The sequence below is a fragment of the Variovorax sp. RCC_210 genome (assembly GCF_041355175.1).
Lineage (GTDB): Bacteria > Pseudomonadota > Gammaproteobacteria > Burkholderiales > Burkholderiaceae_C > Variovorax.
The window spans coordinates 63,138-81,917 of record NZ_JBFUPJ010000002.1; the positions used below are offsets into that span (position 1 = coordinate 63,138).

General features: G+C 69.4%; 19 protein-coding genes and 1 tRNA gene. 8 read left to right on the top strand and 12 right to left on the bottom strand.

What is annotated here, in order from left to right:
- Positions 1–79: 79 nt before the first annotated feature.
- The gene (locus tag AB6807_RS08205) at positions 80–988 is read left to right on the top strand and encodes an NAD(P)-dependent oxidoreductase (RefSeq protein WP_371084201.1); all 909 of its coding nucleotides are present in this window, start codon (positions 80–82) and stop codon (positions 986–988) included.
- Positions 989–1,033: 45 nt separating this feature from the next.
- On the opposite strand, the gene AB6807_RS08210 is transcribed toward AB6807_RS08205, so the two are convergent.
- The 3 genes from AB6807_RS08210 to AB6807_RS08220 form a co-directional block, all read right to left on the bottom strand.
- Entirely contained in the window at positions 1,034–1,825 is a 792-nt protein-coding gene (locus AB6807_RS08210; protein ID WP_371084202.1) for a BON domain-containing protein, read from the bottom strand.
- Positions 1,822–2,466, bottom strand: coding sequence for an SIS domain-containing protein (locus tag AB6807_RS08215; protein ID WP_116913487.1), 645 nt, complete (start codon positions 2,464–2,466; stop codon positions 1,822–1,824). Before AB6807_RS08215 ends, AB6807_RS08210 begins: the two co-directional genes overlap by 4 nt.
- An 87-nt stretch (positions 2,467–2,553) precedes the next feature.
- Complete coding sequence (locus AB6807_RS08220) at positions 2,554–2,946, bottom strand: YraN family protein (RefSeq protein WP_371084203.1); 393 nt, start codon at positions 2,944–2,946, stop codon at positions 2,554–2,556.
- Positions 2,947–3,022: 76 nt separating this feature from the next.
- On the opposite strand from AB6807_RS08220, the gene rsmI reads away from it, so the two are divergent.
- Positions 3,023–3,988 (top strand): 16S rRNA (cytidine(1402)-2'-O)-methyltransferase, encoded by a 966-nt coding sequence (rsmI, locus tag AB6807_RS08225; protein WP_116913489.1) that lies wholly within the window; start codon positions 3,023–3,025, stop codon positions 3,986–3,988.
- Here the strand turns inward: rsmI and AB6807_RS08230 are convergent.
- Together AB6807_RS08230 and AB6807_RS08235 are read right to left on the bottom strand one after the other, a co-directional pair.
- Positions 3,985–4,521 (bottom strand): RNA 2'-phosphotransferase, encoded by a 537-nt coding sequence (locus AB6807_RS08230; RefSeq protein WP_371084204.1) that lies wholly within the window; start codon positions 4,519–4,521, stop codon positions 3,985–3,987. The genes rsmI and AB6807_RS08230 overlap by 4 nt on opposite strands.
- Positions 4,518–5,411 (bottom strand): LysR family transcriptional regulator, encoded by an 894-nt coding sequence (locus AB6807_RS08235; RefSeq protein WP_371084205.1) that lies wholly within the window; start codon positions 5,409–5,411, stop codon positions 4,518–4,520. The genes AB6807_RS08230 and AB6807_RS08235 overlap by 4 nt, the downstream gene beginning before the upstream one ends.
- A gap of 95 nt (positions 5,412–5,506) precedes the next feature.
- On the opposite strand from AB6807_RS08235, the gene AB6807_RS08240 reads away from it, so the two are divergent.
- Positions 5,507–6,004, top strand: coding sequence for a hypothetical protein (locus AB6807_RS08240; RefSeq protein WP_371084206.1), 498 nt, complete (start codon positions 5,507–5,509; stop codon positions 6,002–6,004).
- A gap of 25 nt (positions 6,005–6,029) precedes the next feature.
- On the opposite strand, the gene AB6807_RS08245 is transcribed toward AB6807_RS08240, so the two are convergent.
- Both AB6807_RS08245 and AB6807_RS08250 read right to left on the bottom strand, forming a co-directional pair.
- Positions 6,030–6,758, bottom strand: a complete 729-nt coding sequence (locus AB6807_RS08245) for a glutathione S-transferase (protein ID WP_371084207.1) — start codon at positions 6,756–6,758, stop codon at positions 6,030–6,032.
- Between the two features lie 108 nt (positions 6,759–6,866).
- The gene (locus AB6807_RS08250) at positions 6,867–7,685 is read right to left on the bottom strand and encodes a sulfite exporter TauE/SafE family protein (protein ID WP_371084208.1); all 819 of its coding nucleotides are present in this window, start codon (positions 7,683–7,685) and stop codon (positions 6,867–6,869) included.
- 124 nt (positions 7,686–7,809) lie between these two features.
- Here AB6807_RS08250 and AB6807_RS08255 point away from each other — a divergent pair, with 124 nt between their 5' ends.
- A complete protein-coding gene (locus tag AB6807_RS08255; protein WP_371084209.1) occupies positions 7,810–8,574 on the top strand; it encodes a helix-turn-helix domain-containing protein in 765 nt (254 codons plus the stop codon).
- 28 nt (positions 8,575–8,602) lie between these two features.
- Here the strand turns inward: AB6807_RS08255 and AB6807_RS08260 are convergent, their stop codons facing one another.
- From AB6807_RS08260 to AB6807_RS08270, 3 genes are all read right to left on the bottom strand, one after another.
- Positions 8,603–8,971, bottom strand: a complete 369-nt coding sequence (locus tag AB6807_RS08260; protein ID WP_371084210.1) for a hypothetical protein — start codon at positions 8,969–8,971, stop codon at positions 8,603–8,605.
- Positions 8,972–9,320: 349 nt separating this feature from the next.
- A tRNA-Arg gene (locus AB6807_RS08265) sits at positions 9,321–9,395 on the bottom strand.
- A 43-nt stretch (positions 9,396–9,438) separates the two neighbouring features.
- Positions 9,439–10,107, bottom strand: a complete 669-nt coding sequence (locus AB6807_RS08270; protein ID WP_371084211.1) for a TetR family transcriptional regulator — start codon at positions 10,105–10,107, stop codon at positions 9,439–9,441.
- Positions 10,108–10,288: 181 nt separating this feature from the next.
- Here AB6807_RS08270 and AB6807_RS08275 point away from each other — a divergent pair, with 181 nt between their 5' ends.
- The 4 genes from AB6807_RS08275 to AB6807_RS08290 all read left to right on the top strand — a co-directional run bounded on the left by AB6807_RS08275 (position 10,289) and on the right by AB6807_RS08290 (position 17,041).
- The gene (locus AB6807_RS08275; protein ID WP_371084212.1) at positions 10,289–11,617 is read left to right on the top strand and encodes an efflux RND transporter periplasmic adaptor subunit; all 1,329 of its coding nucleotides are present in this window, start codon (positions 10,289–10,291) and stop codon (positions 11,615–11,617) included.
- Positions 11,618–11,634: 17 nt separating this feature from the next.
- Positions 11,635–14,796, top strand: coding sequence for an efflux RND transporter permease subunit (locus tag AB6807_RS08280; RefSeq protein WP_116913497.1), 3,162 nt, complete (start codon positions 11,635–11,637; stop codon positions 14,794–14,796).
- Entirely contained in the window at positions 14,793–16,241 is a 1,449-nt protein-coding gene (locus AB6807_RS08285) for an efflux transporter outer membrane subunit (protein WP_116913498.1), read from the top strand. Before AB6807_RS08280 ends, AB6807_RS08285 begins: the two co-directional genes overlap by 4 nt.
- A 131-nt stretch (positions 16,242–16,372) precedes the next feature.
- Entirely contained in the window at positions 16,373–17,041 is a 669-nt protein-coding gene (locus AB6807_RS08290; protein ID WP_371084213.1) for a cytochrome c5 family protein, read from the top strand.
- A gap of 78 nt (positions 17,042–17,119) precedes the next feature.
- Here the strand turns inward: AB6807_RS08290 and AB6807_RS08295 are convergent, their stop codons facing one another.
- Positions 17,120–17,692 carry a DUF2946 family protein gene (locus AB6807_RS08295; protein WP_371084214.1) on the bottom strand — a complete coding sequence of 191 codons (573 nt, stop codon included), beginning with the start codon at positions 17,690–17,692 and terminating at the stop codon, positions 17,120–17,122.
- A 4-nt stretch (positions 17,693–17,696) separates the two neighbouring features.
- Positions 17,697–18,749 carry a YheT family hydrolase gene (locus AB6807_RS08300; protein WP_371084710.1) on the bottom strand — a complete coding sequence of 351 codons (1,053 nt, stop codon included), beginning with the start codon at positions 18,747–18,749 and terminating at the stop codon, positions 17,697–17,699.
- Between the last annotated feature and the right edge of the window lie 31 nt (positions 18,750–18,780).

Here is an 18,780-nt window from a genome sequence, read left to right on the forward strand (position 1 = left end):
ATCTTAGCCAAACCTGCACGTTCACGTACAGGTTGGGGCGTATCGCACCTGCCGCGGAATGGCTTTAAGCTGTCGCCCCATGAGCAGCATCAACCCCCGCACCTACGAATCCGCCCCCGCACAGACCGTCGCCTTTCTCGGCCTCGGCGTCATGGGCGGCCCCATGGCCGGCCACCTGGCCAAGGCCGGCCACACCGTCACGGTCTACAACCGCACGCCCGCCAAGTCGCAGGCGTGGGTCGACGAATTCGGCGCGCCCGGGCACCACGCGCCCACCCCGCGCGAGGCTGCCGCCGGCGCCGACATCGTGTTCTGCTGCGTCGGCAACGACGACGACCTGCGCTCCGTGGTGCTGGGCGACGACGGCGCCTTCGCCGGCATGAAGAAGGGCGCGACCTTTGTCGACCACACCACCGCCTCCGCCGACGTGGCGCGCGAACTGGCCAAGGCGGCGCAGGCGCTGGGCCTGCACTTCATCGACGCGCCCGTCTCGGGCGGCCAGGCCGGCGCGCAGAACGGCGCGCTCACCGTCATGTGCGGCGGCGACGCGGCCGTGTTCGAGCGCATCAAGCCGGTGGCCATGGCGTTCTCGCGCGCGGTCACGCTGCTGGGCGAAAGCGGCGCCGGCCAGCTCGCGAAGATGGTCAACCAGATCGCCATCGCGGGCCTGGTGCAGGGCCTGTCGGAAGCCATCGCCTTCGGCCAGCGCGCCGGGCTCGACATGGAAGCCGTGCTGGGCGTCATCAGCAAGGGCGCGGCCCAGAGCTGGCAGATGGAAAACCGCGGCAAGACCATGATCGCCGGCAAGTTCGACTACGGCTTCGCGGTCGACTGGATGCGCAAGGACCTGGGCCTGGTGCTCGACGAGGCCAAGCGCAACGGCGCGCGCGTGCCGGTGACGGCGCTGGTCGACCAGTTCTATGCCGACGTGCAGCAGGCCGGCGGCCGGCGCTGGGACACGTCCAGCCTCATCACCCGACTGAAATGAAAAAAGCCCGCGACAGCGGGCTTTTTTGATTCGGCGCTTCTTTGCTCAGCGGATCGGCGAAGTCGTCGCGCCGCTCGCGGGCAGCGGCTCCATCGGCGGGAGCGGCACGCGCGAAGACGACGAAGGCGCGGAAGGCGTCGAGGGCGACGCCGAGCTCACCGGCGCCGGGCCCTGCCCACCGCGTTGCGCCGCAGCCTGGTTGGCGGCCTGCGCCGCGGCCAGGTCGGCCTCGGACACGATCTCGACCACGCGCACCACCTTCAGCACGCCGGTCACGCCGCGCGTGATCTCGGTGGCGCGATCGGTCTCGCGCCGCGTGGCGATGCCCATGAGGTACACCGTGCCGCGCTCGGTCACCACCTTGAAGGAGTTGGCGAAGATGTCCTTCGCGTCGAGCAGCGAGGCCTTCACCTTGCCGGTGACGTAGAGGTCGTTCGAGCGGTCCTGGAAGGTGCTCGACGAACCGACGGTCAGCTCGTTGACCACCGAGCGCACGTTCACGATGCGGCCCACTTCCTCTTCCACGCGGCGGCGGTCGGCGTCGCTGCCCACGGCACCGGTCAGCAGCACCTGGCGGTTGTAGCTGGTGACGCTCACGTACATGTTGTCGTTGGCGATGTCGCGCACGCGGGCGGCGGCGCGCAGCTCGATGCCCTGGTCGTCCAGCTGGGCGCCCGAGCTGCGGCGGTCGGTGGCCACCATGCCCACGCCCACCACCGCGGCGCCACCCACGACGAGCGGCACGCAGGCGGACAGGCCGCCCACCAATGCGGCGCCCAGGGTGAGGGCAAGGGCAAGGCGCTGGGTCGACGTCTTCGTCACGGTCGTGAAGGTCATGAGGAAACTTCCTGTTCTCCGAGTAACTGGGCATCCACGCCGTCGCACAGGCAGTGCAGCGCGAGCTGGTGGATTTCGTGAATGCGCGCCGCACGCTCGTGCGGCACGCTGATCTGCACGTCGGTCTCGCGCAGCGCGCGGCCGATGGCGCCGCCGGAGCCGCTGCTGCCCGCGCCCGGCGCCGAAGGCGGCCCCGACACGGCATTGCCGAGCAGCGCCACCACCGTCATGTCGCGTTCGTGCGCGGCCGTGACCGCCGCCAGCACCGCCGCCGACTGCCCGCTGGCGCTGAGCGCCAGCAACACGTCGCCGGCCTGGCCGAGCGCGCGCACCTGGCGCGCGAAGCGGTCCGCATCCATGGCGCCGGCGGTGTCGGCCTCGGGGTCGGTGGTGTCGCCCGGCAGCGCGATGGCGCCGAGCTCGGGCCGCTCGCGTTCGAAGCGGCCCACGAACTGCGCGGCAAACTGCGCCGCCAACAGGCCCGACACGCCGGAGCCGCAGGCCAGCACCTTGCCGCCGCTGGTCACGCAGGCCAGGATGGCCTGCATCGCTTGAGAGATGGGTTTGCTGAGGACCGGTCCGGTCTGGTATTTAAGGTCGGCACTGTCGATGAAGTGCTGCTGAATCCGTTGCTCGAGCATGAGGCGGGATGATAACTGGGGGTTGTGAAACAAGACGTGTGAGTTGTGGAGCCTTCAGGAGGGCTTCAGTTCCCCACATGGGGCACTTCAGCGGGCGTCGAAAGCGCCTTGAAGCCAGGTGATTTTCTCCTCGACCAGCACCACGTCGAAACGGCAAGGCGGCACCGTGCGCAGCCCGTTCAGGAAATGCTGCGCGGCGAACACGATGCGCCGCTGCTTCACGCCGGTAATGCTGCCGCCCGCGCCGCCGTGCGTTCCCGTGCTGCGCTGTCGCACTTCCACGAACACCAGCGTGGCCTCGGGCGGGCGGCGCGCGTCGCGCATGATCAGGTCGATCTCGCCGCCGCCGCGCCCGGGCGTCCGATAATTGCGCGCGACCAGCGTCAGGCCGGCGTCCTGCAGGTGGTCGAGCGCGGCGTCTTCCGCCGCGTCGCCGCGATGCTTCGTGGTCTTGCTGTTGTTGGTGGTGGTGGTCTTCATGGCTCCCTGCCCTGCGAATCTTCTTTTTCGTTCTCTCGTTTTTCGTTCTTTTCTTTTTGTCTCTCGGAGAAACCTCTTGGCTTCACTCGCTCCTGCTTCTTTCGGCGCCGCCCTTGCGGCCGCGCACGACGCCGCGGGTGCGCAGCATTATCCGCAGGGCACCCTGTACGTGGTCGCCACGCCCATCGGCAACCTGGCCGACATCACGCTGCGGGCGCTGCATGTGCTGCAGCTGGTGGACGCCATCGCCTGCGAAGACACGCGCCACACCCAGACCCTGCTGCGCGCCTACGGCATCGACCGGCCCGGCTCGCGCCTGCTGGCCGTGCACCAGCACAACGAGGCCGAGGCCGCGCAAAGCGTGGTGGCGCGGTTGGCGCAAGGCGAGCGCATCGCCTACGTGAGCGACGCCGGCACGCCCGGCGTGAGCGACCCCGGCGCGCGGCTGGCGGCCGCCGTGCGCGCGGCCGGGCAGCGCGTGCTGCCGTTGCCGGGCGCCAGCGCCGTGACCACGCTCGTGGGCGCGGCCGGCCTGGTGGCCGACGGCGGCGACGGCAATGCCAGCAGCGCCTTCGTGTTCGCGGGCTTCCTGCCCAGCAAGGCCGGCGAGCGCGACACCGCTGTGCAGGCGCTGTCGCAGGAGCCGCGCGCCGTGGTGTTGCTCGAAGCGCCGCACCGCATCGAAACCCTGGCGCGCGCGCTGGCCACGCTGGGCGAACGCCGCATCACGGTGGGCCGCGAGCTCACCAAGCAGTTCGAAGAAATCGCGACCGTCGCCGCCAGCGCCCTGCCAGACTGGTTCAGCGCCGACCGCGACCGCACGCGCGGCGAATTCGCGCTGGTGCTGCACCCCGTGGCTGTGAGCGGCGACGACGGTGCCGAAGGCGAGCGCGTGCTGCGCCTGCTGCTGGCCGAGCTGCCCGTGAAGACGGCCGTGAAGCTGGCCGCCGAGATCAGCGGCGCACCGCGCAACACGCTGTACGACACCGCCCTGCGCATCCGCAAGGACGCGCAAGACACACACGACGCGCAGGACGACTAGCCCGAGAGAAATTTCGGCGGCACCGCGGCCGTCAGCCACACGCCGTTTTCCGCGCGATGAAAGGCGTGGCCCATCGCGTGCATGCGGCCCGCGTCCACGCGCAGCACATGCGCCTTGCCATGGCGCTGGCCCACCTGCACCGCGGTGGCTTCGTCGGCGGACAGGTGCACGTGCTGGCGCGAACCCGGCCGCAGCCCCTGCACGCGAATCGCTTCCAGGAAGCGCGTGGCCGTGCCGTGGAAGAGCAGCGCGGGCGGCGTCATCGCCTCGAAGCTGCGGCTGACCTGGGGCGTCGAGTGGCCCTGCAGCGCGCGAATGCGCTGGCCGTCGGCCGAGAGTTCGTAGCGCTTCTTCGCGCCTGAATCCACCGCGTGGACCACGTCCGCCCGCGCCATGTCGCGGCCTTCGGCGACGGCGCTGGCCACCAGCGCGTCGATGTCGGCCCAGCCTTCGGCGTCGAGGCGCAGGCCGATGGATTGCGGGGCGTGCCGCAGCACGTAGGCCATGAACTTGCTCGTGTCTTCGGGTGTCATGTGGTCTTCCAATGGTCGCCGTGCGCCAGCAGTGCGTTCCACAGGCGCAGCACATGCGTGGCGGGCGGGCGGTCGACCGCGTGGAACAGGTGGTAGTCGAGCGGCGGATAGCCCTGCAGCGGCACCGCCACCAACCCCTTGGGAATGCGGCAGCAGGCGTTCACCACCGTGAGGCCGAAGCCCAGTTGCGCGAACCGCAGCATCAGCTCCCAGCCATCGGCTTCGAGCGAAGGCTGCCATGGCACCGACTCGGCCTGCAGCAGCCGGCCCAGCAGTTCGCGGTGCGGGCGCCCGGCGGGCGGCACGATCAGCTGCGCGCCCTTCAGGTCGCGCAGGCGCACCGACTTGCGCGCGGCCAGCGCATGCCCGCGCGGCACCACCAGCACCTGGCCCACCGCCGTGAGCCGCACCGCATGCAGGTCCGCGGGCACGGTGCCCAGCGGCGCGATGCCCAGTTGGGCCTGGCCCGCGCGCACCGCCTGCACGGCCTCGTCGCGGTTGCGCGTGAGCAGTTGCAGGTGCGGCGACGCGGCCGGCCCCGAGAACTGCGACAGCGCCTTGCCCAGCAGGTACAGGTATGCACCCTCGCCCGCAGCCAGCGTGACCGCGGGTGTGTCGTGCCCCGCGGCCAGCCCCTTCACGAAGCGCTGGTTGAGCGTGAGCAACTCCCGCGCGTGGCGCGCGACCTGCTCGCCCGCGCCCGTGAGCGACAGCGCGCTGCCCACGCGCACGTAGAGCTTCGCGTCGAGCTGCTCCGACAGCTTGCGCACCTTGGCGTGCAACGCCGGCTGGCTGATGTGCAGCAGCCGCGCCGACTCGCTGAAGTTCAGCGTGTCGGCGAACACGGCGAAGGACTGCAGCGCGTCGAGGTTTGTGCGGGGAATGTCCATCTATCCATTTTATGGATAGCACATCTAATATCGGTAGTTCCTGGTGATGGGCTTCGTTTCTACGATCCGGCTGCATCCACACAAGGAACAAGAAGATGAAGAACACTGCAAGCATCGCCCGCCTGGGCATCGACATCGGCCGCGTGCTCATCGCGGCCGAAGGCGCCAACGGCGCGGACACCTCGTTCATCGGCGGCTCGCTGCAAGACGCGCTGGGCACGCCGCCTTACGAAGGCATGTTCGAAGCCGTCGCGCCGCTGGTCGAGAAGTTCGAGGGCCGCGTGTGGCTCGTGTCGAAGTGCGGGCCCAGCGTGCAGGCGAAGAGCCGCGCCTGGCTGCGCCACCACCGCTTCTTCGAGCGCACCGGCATCGCGCCCGAGAACCTGCGCTTCTGCCTGCAGCGGCCGCAGAAGGCCGACCACTGCCGGCAGTTGCGCATCACCCACTTCATCGACGACCGCACCGACGTGCTGCACCACCTCGAAGGGCTGGTGCCGCACCGATATCTTTTCGGCCCGCAGCGCAAGCCGGTGACGGTCGAGGGGCTGGTGCTGCTGCCGGCGTGGAAGGACGCGGCTGCGGTCGTCAACTGAAGGAGCGCGGGCCGCGGGTCGGGCGTCAACCGTCGAGCTCGGCGTAGCGCCTGAAGATGCCGTCTTCGTTGAACGCGATGCGGCGCGGGCTCTGCAGGTAGTCGTGCACGCGCTGGCGGCGCTTGATGTTGTCGTGCAGCTTCTCGACCGCCGGCGTCTTCGCCAGCGCCCGCGCGGTGGCCCCCGGAAAGGCGTAGTGCAGGCCGTCGACCAGCTGGAAGAGCGACAGGTCCGCATAGGTCAGCACGTCGCCCACCAGGTGCAGGCTGCCCGCGGGGTTGCGCTGCAGCACGCGTTCGAACCAGCCCAGGAACTTCGGGATGCGGTCGTCGCGAAACGCCTTGGCGCGTTGTTCGGCGGCGTCGCGCTGGTCTTCGTAGTAAGCGCCGGTGGAAATCGGGTGGTGCGTGTCGTGCGCCTCGGCCACCGCATCGGCGATGGTGAGCTGCAGCTGGTGCGTCCACAACCCGTCGGACTCGCCCACGCCCGCCAGGCCGAGCCGCGGGCCCAGGTACAGCAGGATGGCGGCGGTCTGGCCGACCACGACGTCGCCGTCGATCAGGAACGGCGGCGCGAAGGCGGGGCGTGCGTTGTCGGGGTCGCCCAGGCGCTCGCCGAGCGCGGACTCGCCGCCGCCCTTCGACTCGGGCAGGCGCGCCACGTCGACATAGTCGGCGCCGGCCGCCTCCAGTGCGAGCCGCACGAATTCGCCGCGGCCCTGGATGGTGGGCCAGTAGTGGAGTTGGTAAGGCATGCGGCCATGGTGGCAGGGTCGGCGGGGCGCCGCAACCGTGTGCACGCATAAGTCGAACTTGGCCTACGCGGGCGTGCGCTGGCATGCCGGTACGTCGTCACGCCAGGTTCAGCGCAGCGCCATGCCCGCGAGCACCAGCACCAGCAGCGCGATGTAGCCCCAGGTGTGCACGCGCTCGGGCATGCGCCCGATCAGCGGCGCCGCAGCGCGCACGCCCACCAGCGAGCCCGCGACCAGCGCGGCAAAGGCGGGCACGTCAACATAGCCGATGTGCCATCCCTCCAGCGTCGCGGTCGAGCGCCACGCCAGCAGCATGTAGGTGGCGGTGCCGGCCAGCGCGATGGGCAGCGACAGCGGGTTGGCCATGGCGGTGGCGCGGGTCATGTCGATGCCGCGGCGGCGCATGAGCGGCACCGTCATCACGCTGCCGCCCACGCCCAGAAAGGCAGCGACGAGGCCGATGACGAAGCTGCCGAGCGTGGTCACGCCGCGCGACAGCGGACGAACGACGGCCGCGGCATCGCGCGTCATGAAGCCGGGGCGGAACAGGCAGTCGAGGATGGTCGCGCCCAGGTAGGCGATGAAGGCCCAGCGCACGAACTCGCCACGGGCGGCCACCGCCAGCGAAGCCCCCACCACCGCGCCGATGCCGATGAACGCGAGCAGCGGGCGAACCAGCGCCCCATCGAGCGTGCCCGCGCGCTGGTGGCGGCGCGTGGCCAGCGAAGCGCTGACGATCATCACGCAGGTCGAGGTGGCCACGGCGATGTGCATGGCCGCCTGGCCGACCGCGCTGTCCGCGCCGTGCGCCAGGATCAGCGCGCGGTACAGCAAGGGCACCACGACGAAGCCGCCGCCAAAACCGAACAGCACGGTGGTGACGCCCGCCAGGCCACCGAAGGCCGCGAGCACGAGATAGATCGACACGAAGAAGCTCCAGGCAAGTGAGTGGACAAGCCCTTGAAGATAGGGTCGACCTGGCTGGCGCGCTTGCGCATGTTCGACAATGATGTTTTCGTTTCAGCCAACCCGCGAAGTCGCGTTTTTTCGCATGCGCAACGTCAAGATCGACTCGGTCGACGCCATCGACCGCCCGGTGCTGGCCATCGGCACCGACTACCCCTCGGGCTTCCTGCTGCCCACGCACAGCCACCGGCGCGCGCAGTTCCTGTACGGCGCCACGGGCGTGATGGAGGTGGGCAGCGATGACGGCGCCTGGGTGGTGCCACCGCAGCGCGGTGTGTGGATCCCGGCGGGCAAGCCGCACCGGGTGCGCATGCTGGGCGTGAGCACGCGCAGCCTTTACATCGAGCCCCGCGCGGTGCCGCGCCACGGCGACCAGTGCGAGGTACTCAACGTGTCGCCGCTGCTGCGCCAGTTGCTGATGGAGGCCGTCGAGCTGCCGCCCGCCTACGACCGGCAGGGCCGCGACGGCGCGCTGGTGCGCCTGGTGCTGCACGAATTGGCGCGGGCCGAGACGCTGCCGCTGCACGTGCCGCTGCCGCGCGACACGGCGCTGGCCGGCCTGTGCGTGGCGTTTCTTCGGCAGCCCGACGTGCACGTGGCGCCTGGCGTCTGGGCGGCGCAACTGAACGTGAGCGAGCGCACCTTCAACCGGCGCTTCAGCCTGGAGACGGGCATGTCCTTCGGCAAGTGGCGCCAGCGCGCCTGCGTGCTGGTGGCGCTGGCGCGGCTGGCCGCGGGCGAGCCGGTGACGGCGGTGGCGCTGGACATGGGCTACGACAGCCCGGGCGCGTTCTCGACGATGTTCCACAAGACGCTGGGGCGGCCGCCCTCGCATTTCGCGATGGCGTAGGCGCGGCGGCCCTCTTCTTTCTTCGTGGCTAACCGCGAGCGATGCGCACCGGCCCTTTCGCGGTCCAGCCGTAGCCGCCGGACGGCTCCGGCGTGCCGCGGTCGATCCGGTCGCGCGGGGCCGCCTGAATGGCGCTTCTCAGCGACTTGATCGTCGCGTCGGCCGCATCGATGCGGCGGTGCAGTTCGTCGTTGACGAGGCGCATCAGCGCGCCGAGTTCGGAGCGGGTGGGATGCACGTCTTCGGTCTCGTCCACGCGCTGCGGGAGGATGAGCTTTTCGAGGCAGGCGCAGGCGCAATGCACGTTGCGGATGCTCTCGATGTCGTCGTCCGCTTGCAAGGCGAGGGAGTCGGGGTCGGTGTGCGAGGGGGCGTGCGCGCGAGTGGAAGTAACCATGAATGGCCTCCGTAGGGTTCGATTTGCAACAACCGCCGCACCCAACGCCAATTGGAGGCGGCAGCTCGAACAGGTTGGCGTACCGGGAACCCGCTTGCGCGAACCGGCGAGCCTCGCGGCTCCCTGCCCGAGCCGCCAAAACTGGAGGCACGAACAACGAAGCCGCAGAGTCTCTGCGGAGAAATCTGCGGCTTGCGTCGCAGCGAGTTACTCGGGACGCCAATCCCGATCACGCCGTGTTTCGACGTGACGGCGCAGTATATCTAGGGGGGTTGTGCTTCCGGGCCGCTCCAGCAGCCCCAGAAACGAGAAAACCGGAAGTCTCGAGAGAAACTTCCGGTCTTGCATGTGGTCCCGCCGCCAGGAATCGAACCTGGATCTCAGCCTTCGGAGGGCCGAATTCTATCCGTTGAAATACAGCGAGGAATAGGGTTCCGGCGTGCACCGGAGCCCGTGATTATGGCCTATCAGACGCTCAAAGTTTCGTGCTCGTTTTCCACGGGCGCTCCCGGCGCCGGCCGGACGAACCCGAGCCCCGCCAGATACACCCGGAACGTGCGCCTGCCGGTGGCCACCAGCTCGAAGGCCTCGGGGTCGAGCAGCCAGTTCTGGATGAGCCCGCTGATCAGCGCGTGCAGCCCCTGCGCCGCCACGTAGCCCGGCACCGGCAGCTTGATGTGGCCGCGTCGCGCGGCCAGGCGCAGCGCCTTCTCGAAATCGACCACGCAGGCGTTGCGCGCGGCCAGGTGGCGCTGCTGCACCGAGGCCATGTCGTGCGTGTACTCGACCTTGTGCGTGGCCACGTCGAACACGCGGCGCACCTGCGGGTCGGTGGTCATGAGGGTGAGCGCGTGGACCATGCCCTCTTCGATCTCGTCCAGGGGGTCGTCGGTGCCGATGGCGCTCGCGGCCTTGGGGCCGGCCTCCAGCGGGAGGATCACGCGCTCCATCATCGCGTTGAAGAGGTCGGCCTTGTCCTTGAAATGCCAATAGATGGCGCCCCGCGTTGCGCCGGCCTGCTGCGCGATCTGCTGCAGCGTGGTCTGCGAAACGCCTTGCGCCTGAAACAGCAGCTCCGCCGCATCGAGCAAGCGATTCCGCGTGGCCAATGCCTCTTCCTTCGTACGACGTGCCACCCAGTCTCCTGATTTGTAAAGGCAACGCCCTTTAAGTATCGTGGGGCCATTGCACGGCTGTCACTATACATCCATGAATGTATGTAAACTACCGGGCTTCCCCGATGGCCCGCCTGTCTGTGCTGGTTTGCGGCTCGCGCCGCCAACGCGCCATCTCCCGTCTTCGCTTCAAAGGAATCGCATGCCTCTCCTGCATGTTTCGCGTCAATCGTCCTTTTCGCCGCGTCTCGCGACCGTGGCCGCCGTCGTCCTGCTGGTCCTCGCGGGCTGTGGCAAGAGCGATGCGCCCGCCGCCCAGGGCGGCGCTGGCGGCGCCCGCCCCGCGCCCGAAGTGGGCGTGGTGGTGGCCGCACCGGCCGATGTCGGCCTGGTGACCGAGCTGCCCGGCCGCCTCGAAGCCTCGCGCGTGGCCCAGGTCCGCGCCCGCGCGGCCGGCATCCTGCTGAAGCGCGAATTCCGCGAAGGCAGCGACGTGAAGGCCGGCCAGGTGCTGTTCACCATCGACCCGGCACCGCTGCTGGCGGCTTCGCAGAATGCCCAGGCCACGCTGGCCCGCGCCGAAGCCAACGCCGTGCAGGCCAAGGCGCTGGCCGACCGCTACAAGCCGCTGGTCGAGGCCAACGCCGTGAGCAAGCAGGAATACGCGACCGCCGTGGCCTCGCAGAAGACGGCCGAAGCCGACGTGGTCGCAGGCCGCGCCGCCGTGCAAACCGCCAAGATCAACCTCGGCTACGCCACGGTGACCTCACCCATTGCCGGTCGCATCGGCCGTGCGCTGGTGACCGAAGGCGCGCTGGTGGGCCAGAGCGACGCCACCGAGCTGGCCGTGGTGCAGCAGATCAACCCCGTGTACGTGAACTTCACGCAGTCGGCCACCGACGTGCTCAAGCTGCGCCGCGCCGTGGCCGACGGCCAGTACAAGCGCGCCGGCGGCGGCGAGGCCGCCAGCATCCGCGTGGTGCTCGAAGACGGCAGCGACTACCCGCTGGAAGGCAAGCTGCTGTTCTCCGACCTCACGGTCGACGCGACCACGGGCCAGATCACGCTGCGCGCCGAAGTGCCCAACCCCAAGGGCGAGCTGCTGCCCGGCCTGTACGTGCGCGTGAAGCTCGAGCAGGCCCAGGCCACCAACGCCATCACGCTGCCGCAGCAGGCCGTTACCCGCACCCAGCAGGGCGACACGGTCTCGGTGGTGAGCGCGGACGGCAAGATCAGCCAGCGCCAGGTGAAGATCAGCGCCGCCAAGGACAACCAGTGGGTGGTGCTCGACGGCCTGAAGGCCGGCGAACAGGTGATGGTCGACGGCTTCCAGAAGCTGCAGATGATGCCGCCGGGCACGCCAGTGAAGGCGGTGCCCTGGAAAAAGACCGACCCCAATGCCGCACCGGCACCGGCCGCCGCCGCATCGGGCGCAGCCCCCGGCGCCGCGCCGGCTGCCGCACCAGCCGCCGCACCCGCTGCGGCCCCCGCCGCGAACGGCCAGGCTTCCGCCCCGGCCGATAAGAAGTAAGTCAGGAGCGCGCCCGCATGGCCAAATTCTTCATCGACCGCCCGATCTTTGCCTGGGTGATCGCACTGTTCATCCTGGTGATGGGCAGTGTCGCCATCACGCAGCTGCCGATCTCGCAGTACCCACCGGTGGCGCCTCCGGCCATCGTGATCAACGCCGCCTACCCCGGCGCGTCGGCCCAGACGCTCGAGGACAGCGTGCTGTCCGTGATCGAACGCGAAATGAACGGCTCGCCGGGCCTGATCTACATGGAATCGGTGGCGCAAGCCGACGGCACCGGCACCATCACGATCAGCTTCGAGCAGGGCACCGACCCCGACCTGGCACAGGTGGACGTGCAGAACCGGCTGTCGCGCGCAACGCCGCGCCTGCCGGCCACGGTGACGCAGCAGGGCGTGCGCGTGGACAAGTCGCGCAACAACTTCCTGCTGTTCACGATCCTGTCGTCCGACAACCCGGCCTACGACCCGGTGGCGCTGGGCGACTACGCCTCGCGCAACATCGTTCCTGAACTGCAGCGCATTCCCGGCGTGGGCCAGGCGCAGCTGTTCGGCACCGAGAACGCGATGCGCATCTGGATCGACCCGGCCAAGCTGCAGGGCTTCAACCTGTCGCCGCTGGACGTGAACAACGCCATCAAGGCGCAGAACGCGCAAGTGGCCTCCGGCACCATCGGCGACCTGCCGAACGTGCCCGGCCAGGCCATCGCCGCCACCGTGGTGGTGAACGGCCAGCTCGCCAACGTCGACCAGTTCAAGGAAATCGTGCTGCGCGCCAACACCGACGGCTCGACCGTGCGGCTGAAGGACGTGGCCCGCGTGGAGCTGGGCGGCCAGGCCTATGCCACCTCGGCGCGCCTGAACGGCCAGCCGGCCGTGGGCGTGGGCGTGCAGCAGACGCCCACGGGCAACGCGCTGCAGACGGCCAAGGCCGTGCGCGCGAAGATGGACGAGCTGTCCAAGTACTTCCCGCAGGGCGTGAAGTGGGCCATTCCGTACGACAGCTCGCGCTTCGTGAGCATCTCGATCACCGAAGTGGTCAAGACGCTGCTGGAAGCCGTGGCGCTGGTGTTCGTGGTGATGTTCATCTTCCTGCAGAACTGGCGCTACACCATCATCCCGACCATCGTGGTGCCGGTGGCCCTGCTGGGCACCTTCGCCACGCTGCTGGCGCTGGGCTTCTCGATCAACGTGCTGACCATGTTCGGCATGGTGCTGGTGATCGGTATCGTCGTGGACGACGCCATCGTGGTGGTGGAGAACGTCGAGCGCATCATGAGCGAGGAGGGGCTGTCGCCGCTCGAAGCCACGCGCAAGGCCATGAAGCAGATCTCGGGCGCCATCATCGGCGTGACCGTGGTGCTGATCTCGGTGTTCGTGCCGCTGGCGTTCTTCGCGGGCTCCACCGGCAACATCTACCGCCAGTTCTCGGCGGTGATGGTGGCGTCGATCGCGTTCTCGGCCTTCATGGCCCTGTCGCTCACGCCCGCGCTGTGCGCCACGCTGCTCAAGCCGGTGGAAGCCGGCCACCACCACGAGAAGCGCGGCTTCTTCGGCTGGTTCAACCGGGTGTTCACGCGCACGGCCAAGGGCTACGAAAGCGTGGTCTCGCGCCTGCTGCGCCGCGCGGCGCGCTACCTCATCATCTACGCGGCGATCATCGGCGCGGTGGTGGTGGCCTACATGCGCCTGCCCAGCTCGTTCCTGCCGCAGGAAGACCAGGGCAACATCATCGTGAACGTGCAGCTGCCGCCAGGCGCCACGCAGGAGCGTGCGTTGTCGGTCATGCAGCAGGTCGAAGGCTTCATCCTGAAGCAGCCTGAAGTGCAGAGCATGGTGGGCGTGATGGGCTTCAGCTTCTCGGGCCAGGGCCAGAACGCCGGCCTCGCCTTCGTGACGCTGAAGGACTGGGACGAACGCAAGGACCCGGCCCACTCCGCCAGCGCGCTGGCCGGGCGTGCCTTCGGTGCGCTGTCGGGCATTCGGGACGCCTTCATCTACCCGCTGAGCCCGCCGCCCATTCCCGAACTGGGCAACGCCACCGGCTTCAGCTTCCGGCTGCAGGACCGCGCGGGCGCGGGCCACGAGGCGCTCGTGAACGCGCGCAACCAGCTGCTGGGCATGGCCGGGCAGAGCAAGATCCTGGCGCAGGTTCGCCCCGACGGCCTGGAAGACGCGCCGCAGTTGCAGATCGACATCGACCGCGACAAGGCCAACGCGCTGGGCGTGACCTTCGACGCGATCAACTCGACGCTGTCGACCGCGCTGGGCTCCAGCTACGTGAACGACTTTCCGAACCGCGGCCGCCTGCAGCGCGTGGTGGTGCAGGCCGACGCGCCCGCCCGCATGCAGCCCGACGACCTGCTCAAGCTGACGGCCCCCAACGGCCAGGGCCTGCCGGTGCCGCTCGCGGCCTTCGCGACCACCAAGTGGGTCAAGGGCGCCACGCAGACGGTGCGCTACAACGGCTACCCGGCCATCCGCATCAGCGGCGACGCGGCACCCGGCTTCAGCACGGGCGCGGCAATGGCCGAGATGGAAAAGCTCGCCACGCAGCTGCCCCCGGGCTTCGGCTTCGAGTGGACCGGCCAGTCGCGCGAGGAAAAGCTCGCGGGTTCGCAGTCGATCATTCTTTACGGCTTCGCGATCCTGGCGGTGTTCCTGTGCCTGGCCGCGCTGTACGAGAGCTGGACGATTCCGCTGGCGGTGATTCTGGTGGTGCCGCTGGGCGTCATCGGCGTGCTGCTGGCGACCATGCTGCGTTCGTATTCGAACGACGTGTACTTCCAGGTGGGCCTGATCACCATCATCGGCCTGTCCGCGAAGAACGCAATTCTGATCATCGAGTTCGCGAAAGACCTGCAGGCGCAGGGCAAGGGCGTCGTGGAAGCGGCGCTCACCGCGGCCCACCTGCGGTTCCGCCCGATCGTGATGACCTCGCTGGCCTTCGGGCTGGGCGTGCTGCCGCTGTTCCTCGCCTCCGGCGCGGGCTCGGCCAGCCAGCGTGCCATCGGCACCGGCGTGATCGGCGGGATGATCACCGGCACCGCGCTGGCCGTGTTCTTCGTTCCCATCTTCTTCGTGGTCGTGCGCACGCTGTTCAAGGGCAGCGCGCGACAGCACGAGGCCGAAAAGCGGCACGCCGAAGCCGCAGGCATCGTGGAGGAACCCCAACAATGACCAAGAAACTCATTCCGACGGCCCTGGCCGCAGCCCTGCTGCTGGCCGGCTGCTCGCTGATTCCCACCTACGAGCGCCCCGCGGCGCCGGTGCCGACCACCTACCCGGGCGACCCGACACAGCCGGCCGGCCAGGCCGCGGCCAGCCTGCCGTGGCAGGACTTCTTCACCGACGCGCGGCTGGCGGGCCTGATCCAGACCTCGCTGGCTAACAACCGCGACCTGCGGGTGTCGGTGCTCAACATCGAGCAGGCGCGCGCGCAGTTCCAGATCGAGCGCTCGGCGCTGTTCCCGGCGCTGGGCCTCACGGGATCGGGCTCGCGCTCGAGCCCCAACGCCTACCAGGCGATCGACCCGAGCCAGGGCAGCGTGTCGTCGCAGTACAGCGTCAACTTCGGCTTCACGGCCTGGGAGCTCGACTTCTTCGGCCGCATCCGCGCGCTGAAGGACCAAGCCCTGGCGCAGTACCTGGCCACCGACGAGACCCGCAAGGCCGTGCAGATCAGCCTGATCGCCTCGGTCGCCAACGGCTGGCTCACGCTGCTGGCGGACGACGAGCTGCTCGAGATCACGCGCCAGACGCTCAGCACGCGCGAAGAGTCGGTGCGCCTGACCAAGCTGCGCTTCGACAACGGCGTGTCGTCGGAGCTCGACTTTCAGGCCGCGAACTCGCTGCTGGAAACCGCACGCGCGGCCTACGCGCAGCAACTGCGCACCCGCCAGCAGGACGAGAACGCGCTGGCGCTGCTGCTGGGCGCGCCGGTGCCCGCCGATGCCACCGCCGGCGGCACGACCGCGGCGAAGGGCCTGGACGGCATCAGCCCGATGCCCGACGTGCCGGCCGGCCTCCCCTCCGACCTGCTGGCCGAGCGGCCCGACATCCGCTCCGCCGAGCAGCAGCTGATCGCGGCCAACGCCAACATCGGCGCGGCGCGCGCGAACTTCTTCCCGCGCGTGTCGCTCACCAGCTCCATCGGCACGGCGAGCACCGAGTTCTCCGGCCTGTTCGACCGCGGCTCCAAGGCCTGGTCGTTCGCGCCCACGGTGACGCTGCCGATCTTCAACGCCGGCGCCAACATCGCCACGCTCGACTCGGCCAAGGCCGGGCGCGAGATCGCGGTGGCGCAGTACGAGAAGTCGGTGCAGACGGCGTTCCGCGAAGTGGCCGATGCGCTTGCGGGCCGCGCCACGCTGGGCGAGCAGGTGCGCGCGCAGCGTGCGCAGGCCGACGCGGAAGGCGTGCGCTTCAAGCTGTCGGACCTGCGCTACCGCAACGGCATCGCCAGCGCGCTCGACCTGCTCGACGCGCAGCGCTCGCTGTTCACGGCCCAGCAATCGGCCGTGACCACGCGGCTGTTGCAGCTGCAGAACCAGGTCACGCTGTACAAGACGCTGGGTGGCGGCTGGGCCACGCGCGAGCAGATCGAGAAGAACCAGAAGAGCTGAGGCGACTTCGTGCGCGCCGAATGCGCGTCCTCTAAGGGTAGGCCCCTTCCCCCTTCGGGCGGGGGGTCTCTCTATAATCGCCGGTTGGTTAGGAAACGCCCCCCGACGAGCCCCCGATATTGAGGACGCCAATGAGCGCAGACCCGCATTACCAGGCCACAGAAGAAGCCCACACCGGGCCCATCAAGAACCCGAAGCAGCTGCTGCTGGCGGTATTTTTCTCCTTCATCGTACCGATCCTGATCATCGTGGGACTTGTCTCCTACGTGGTCTCGGGCAACAAGCCCGCCGGCACCGCGGAGGGCGACAACATGGCGCTCTACGGCGTGACGAAGGAAGCGCGCGACCGTGAAGTGGCCGAGCGCCTGAAGAAGATCGGCGCCATCGAGATCCGCGACGCCAACCGCCCGCTGGCCACCGGCGAGGCCGTGTTCAAGGCCCAGTGCGCAACCTGCCACGGTGCCCCCGGCATCCCTGGCGCGCCGCACTTCCAGGACGCAGCCGCCTGGGGCCCGCGCATCGGCCAGGGCTATGCCACCCTGCTGGAACACGCGTTGAAGGGCAAGGGCGCGATGCCGGCCCAGGGTGGCGGCGACTTCGAAGACCTCGAAGTGGGCCGTGCCGTGGTGTACATGGCCAATGCCGGCGGCGCCAAGTTCCCGGTGCCGGACCGCCCGGCCGCCGCGGCGCCCGCGGAAGGTGCCTCGGGCGCGGCAGGTGCAACGGCTGCGGCCCCTGCGGCTTCCGCAGCGGCGCCTGCGGCTCCCGCGGCTCCGGCCGCCAGCGAAGCCGCCAAGTAAGCGTTTTCCCTGGTCAAACAAAACTCGTAAAAAAGCCGGCTTCGCGCCGGCTTTTTCTTTGGTCGAAATCCGCGACGTTCAGGGCTTGGCGGCATCGGGCTTTGCCCCGGCGGCATGTTCGGCGTGCCGCTCGGCAGGGCTCAGCACATGCCCGAAGCGGCCGGGCAAATCGGCGGCCTGCACGGCCTCAGGCTCCCACAGGCCGCGCTCGACGGCCTCGGCCGCAATGCCCACGTCCTGCGTGTGCACCAGGCCCAGCCCCAGCGGCGACGACAGGTAGAGCCGGCCGTGCTCGTCGAGCAGGCAACCCGACACCTCGACCGCCTTGCCGGTGTGGGACACGACACCGAAGTCCTCGCCCTCTTCCGATACCCGCCACACCAGCGGCGCGGCCTCCAGCTCCACGTACACGCGCTGCGGCCCGTTCTGGAAGAACCACTGGCCCTGCTCGTCGTGCTCGTAGTTGCGGTGAATGAAGTCGATCAGCTTGTCGTGCCGCAGCATCGAGCCCTTGGCCGTGCGGAACGGGCCCTCGGCCTGGGTGCGGTCGTCGCGCATGTACCAGTTGCCGCGCGCGTCGAGGCCGAGCCAGCCGTAGCAGTGCGGCACGTTGGGCCATTTGGCCAATGCTTGTTTGACGATGTCGTCCATGGCGTCATTCTCTTCCCGCGAGCGGGGGCGCGCCGTCAGCCAATGTGCCGCTTGTGCCGCTTGTGCTGCTCGTGCCTGCATGCAGGCGCAGCCAGTTGCCCACGCGCTCCGGCATGCCGCGCACATGCCCCGGCGGCGGCCCCATCGGAAAGCCCACATGCCCGCCCTGCGCCGGCTGCCACAGCGTGACATGCGCGCCGACTTCGCCGGGCCCGGGCAGGCTGTCGGCCGGAATGAACGGGTCGTTGCGCGCATTGACCACCAGCGCGGGCACGCGGACCGACGCCAGGTGCGGCTTGGCCGAGCCGCGCGACCAGTAGTCGGCCACGTCGCGAAAGCCGTGCAGAGGCGCGGTGAACACGTTGTCGAAGTCGTGCAGGTTGCGCGCCTGCAGCAGCCGCTCGCGGTCGAACAGCCCCGGAAACTGCGCCAGCTTGGCCAGCGCCTTCGGCTTCATGGTGTTGAGGAACATGCGCGTGTACACCAGCTTGTTGAAGCCGCGGCCGATGGCTTCGCCGCCCGCCGCGAGATCGAGCGGCGCGCAGACCGAGGCCACGGCGCTCACCACGCCCGAGGCGGTTTCGCCGGCTTCCGAGGCCCATCGCATGAGCGCATTGCCGCCCAGCGACACGCCCGCGGCCAGCACCGGGCCGCCGCCCTTGGCCACGTGCTGCGCGCGCATGCGCGCCAGGATCCAGCCGATTTCCTCGAAGTCGCCCGAGTGGTAGGCGCGCGGCGCCAGGTTCAGCTCGCCGCTGCAGCCGCGAAAGTGCGGCACCGCGAAGGCCATGCCGTGCGCGGCGGCGAAGGTGGCGAAGGCCTCGGCGTAGTGGCTGCGGGACGAACCTTCGAGGCCGTGGAACAGCACCAGCAGCGGCGCGCCGGTTGACGCGGTGGGCGCAACGACGAAGTCTACGTCGATGAAGTCGCCGTCCGGCGCGGCCCAGCGCTCGCGCCGGTACACGGGTGCGGGCCCGTCGAAGCGGCGCGCGTACAGCGCGGCCCAGATGGTCTGCAGGTTGCCGCCGGGCAGCCAGCGCGGCGCGGTGTAGTCCAGCGCGGGCTGCGGCTCACCGCGCGAAGCAGAA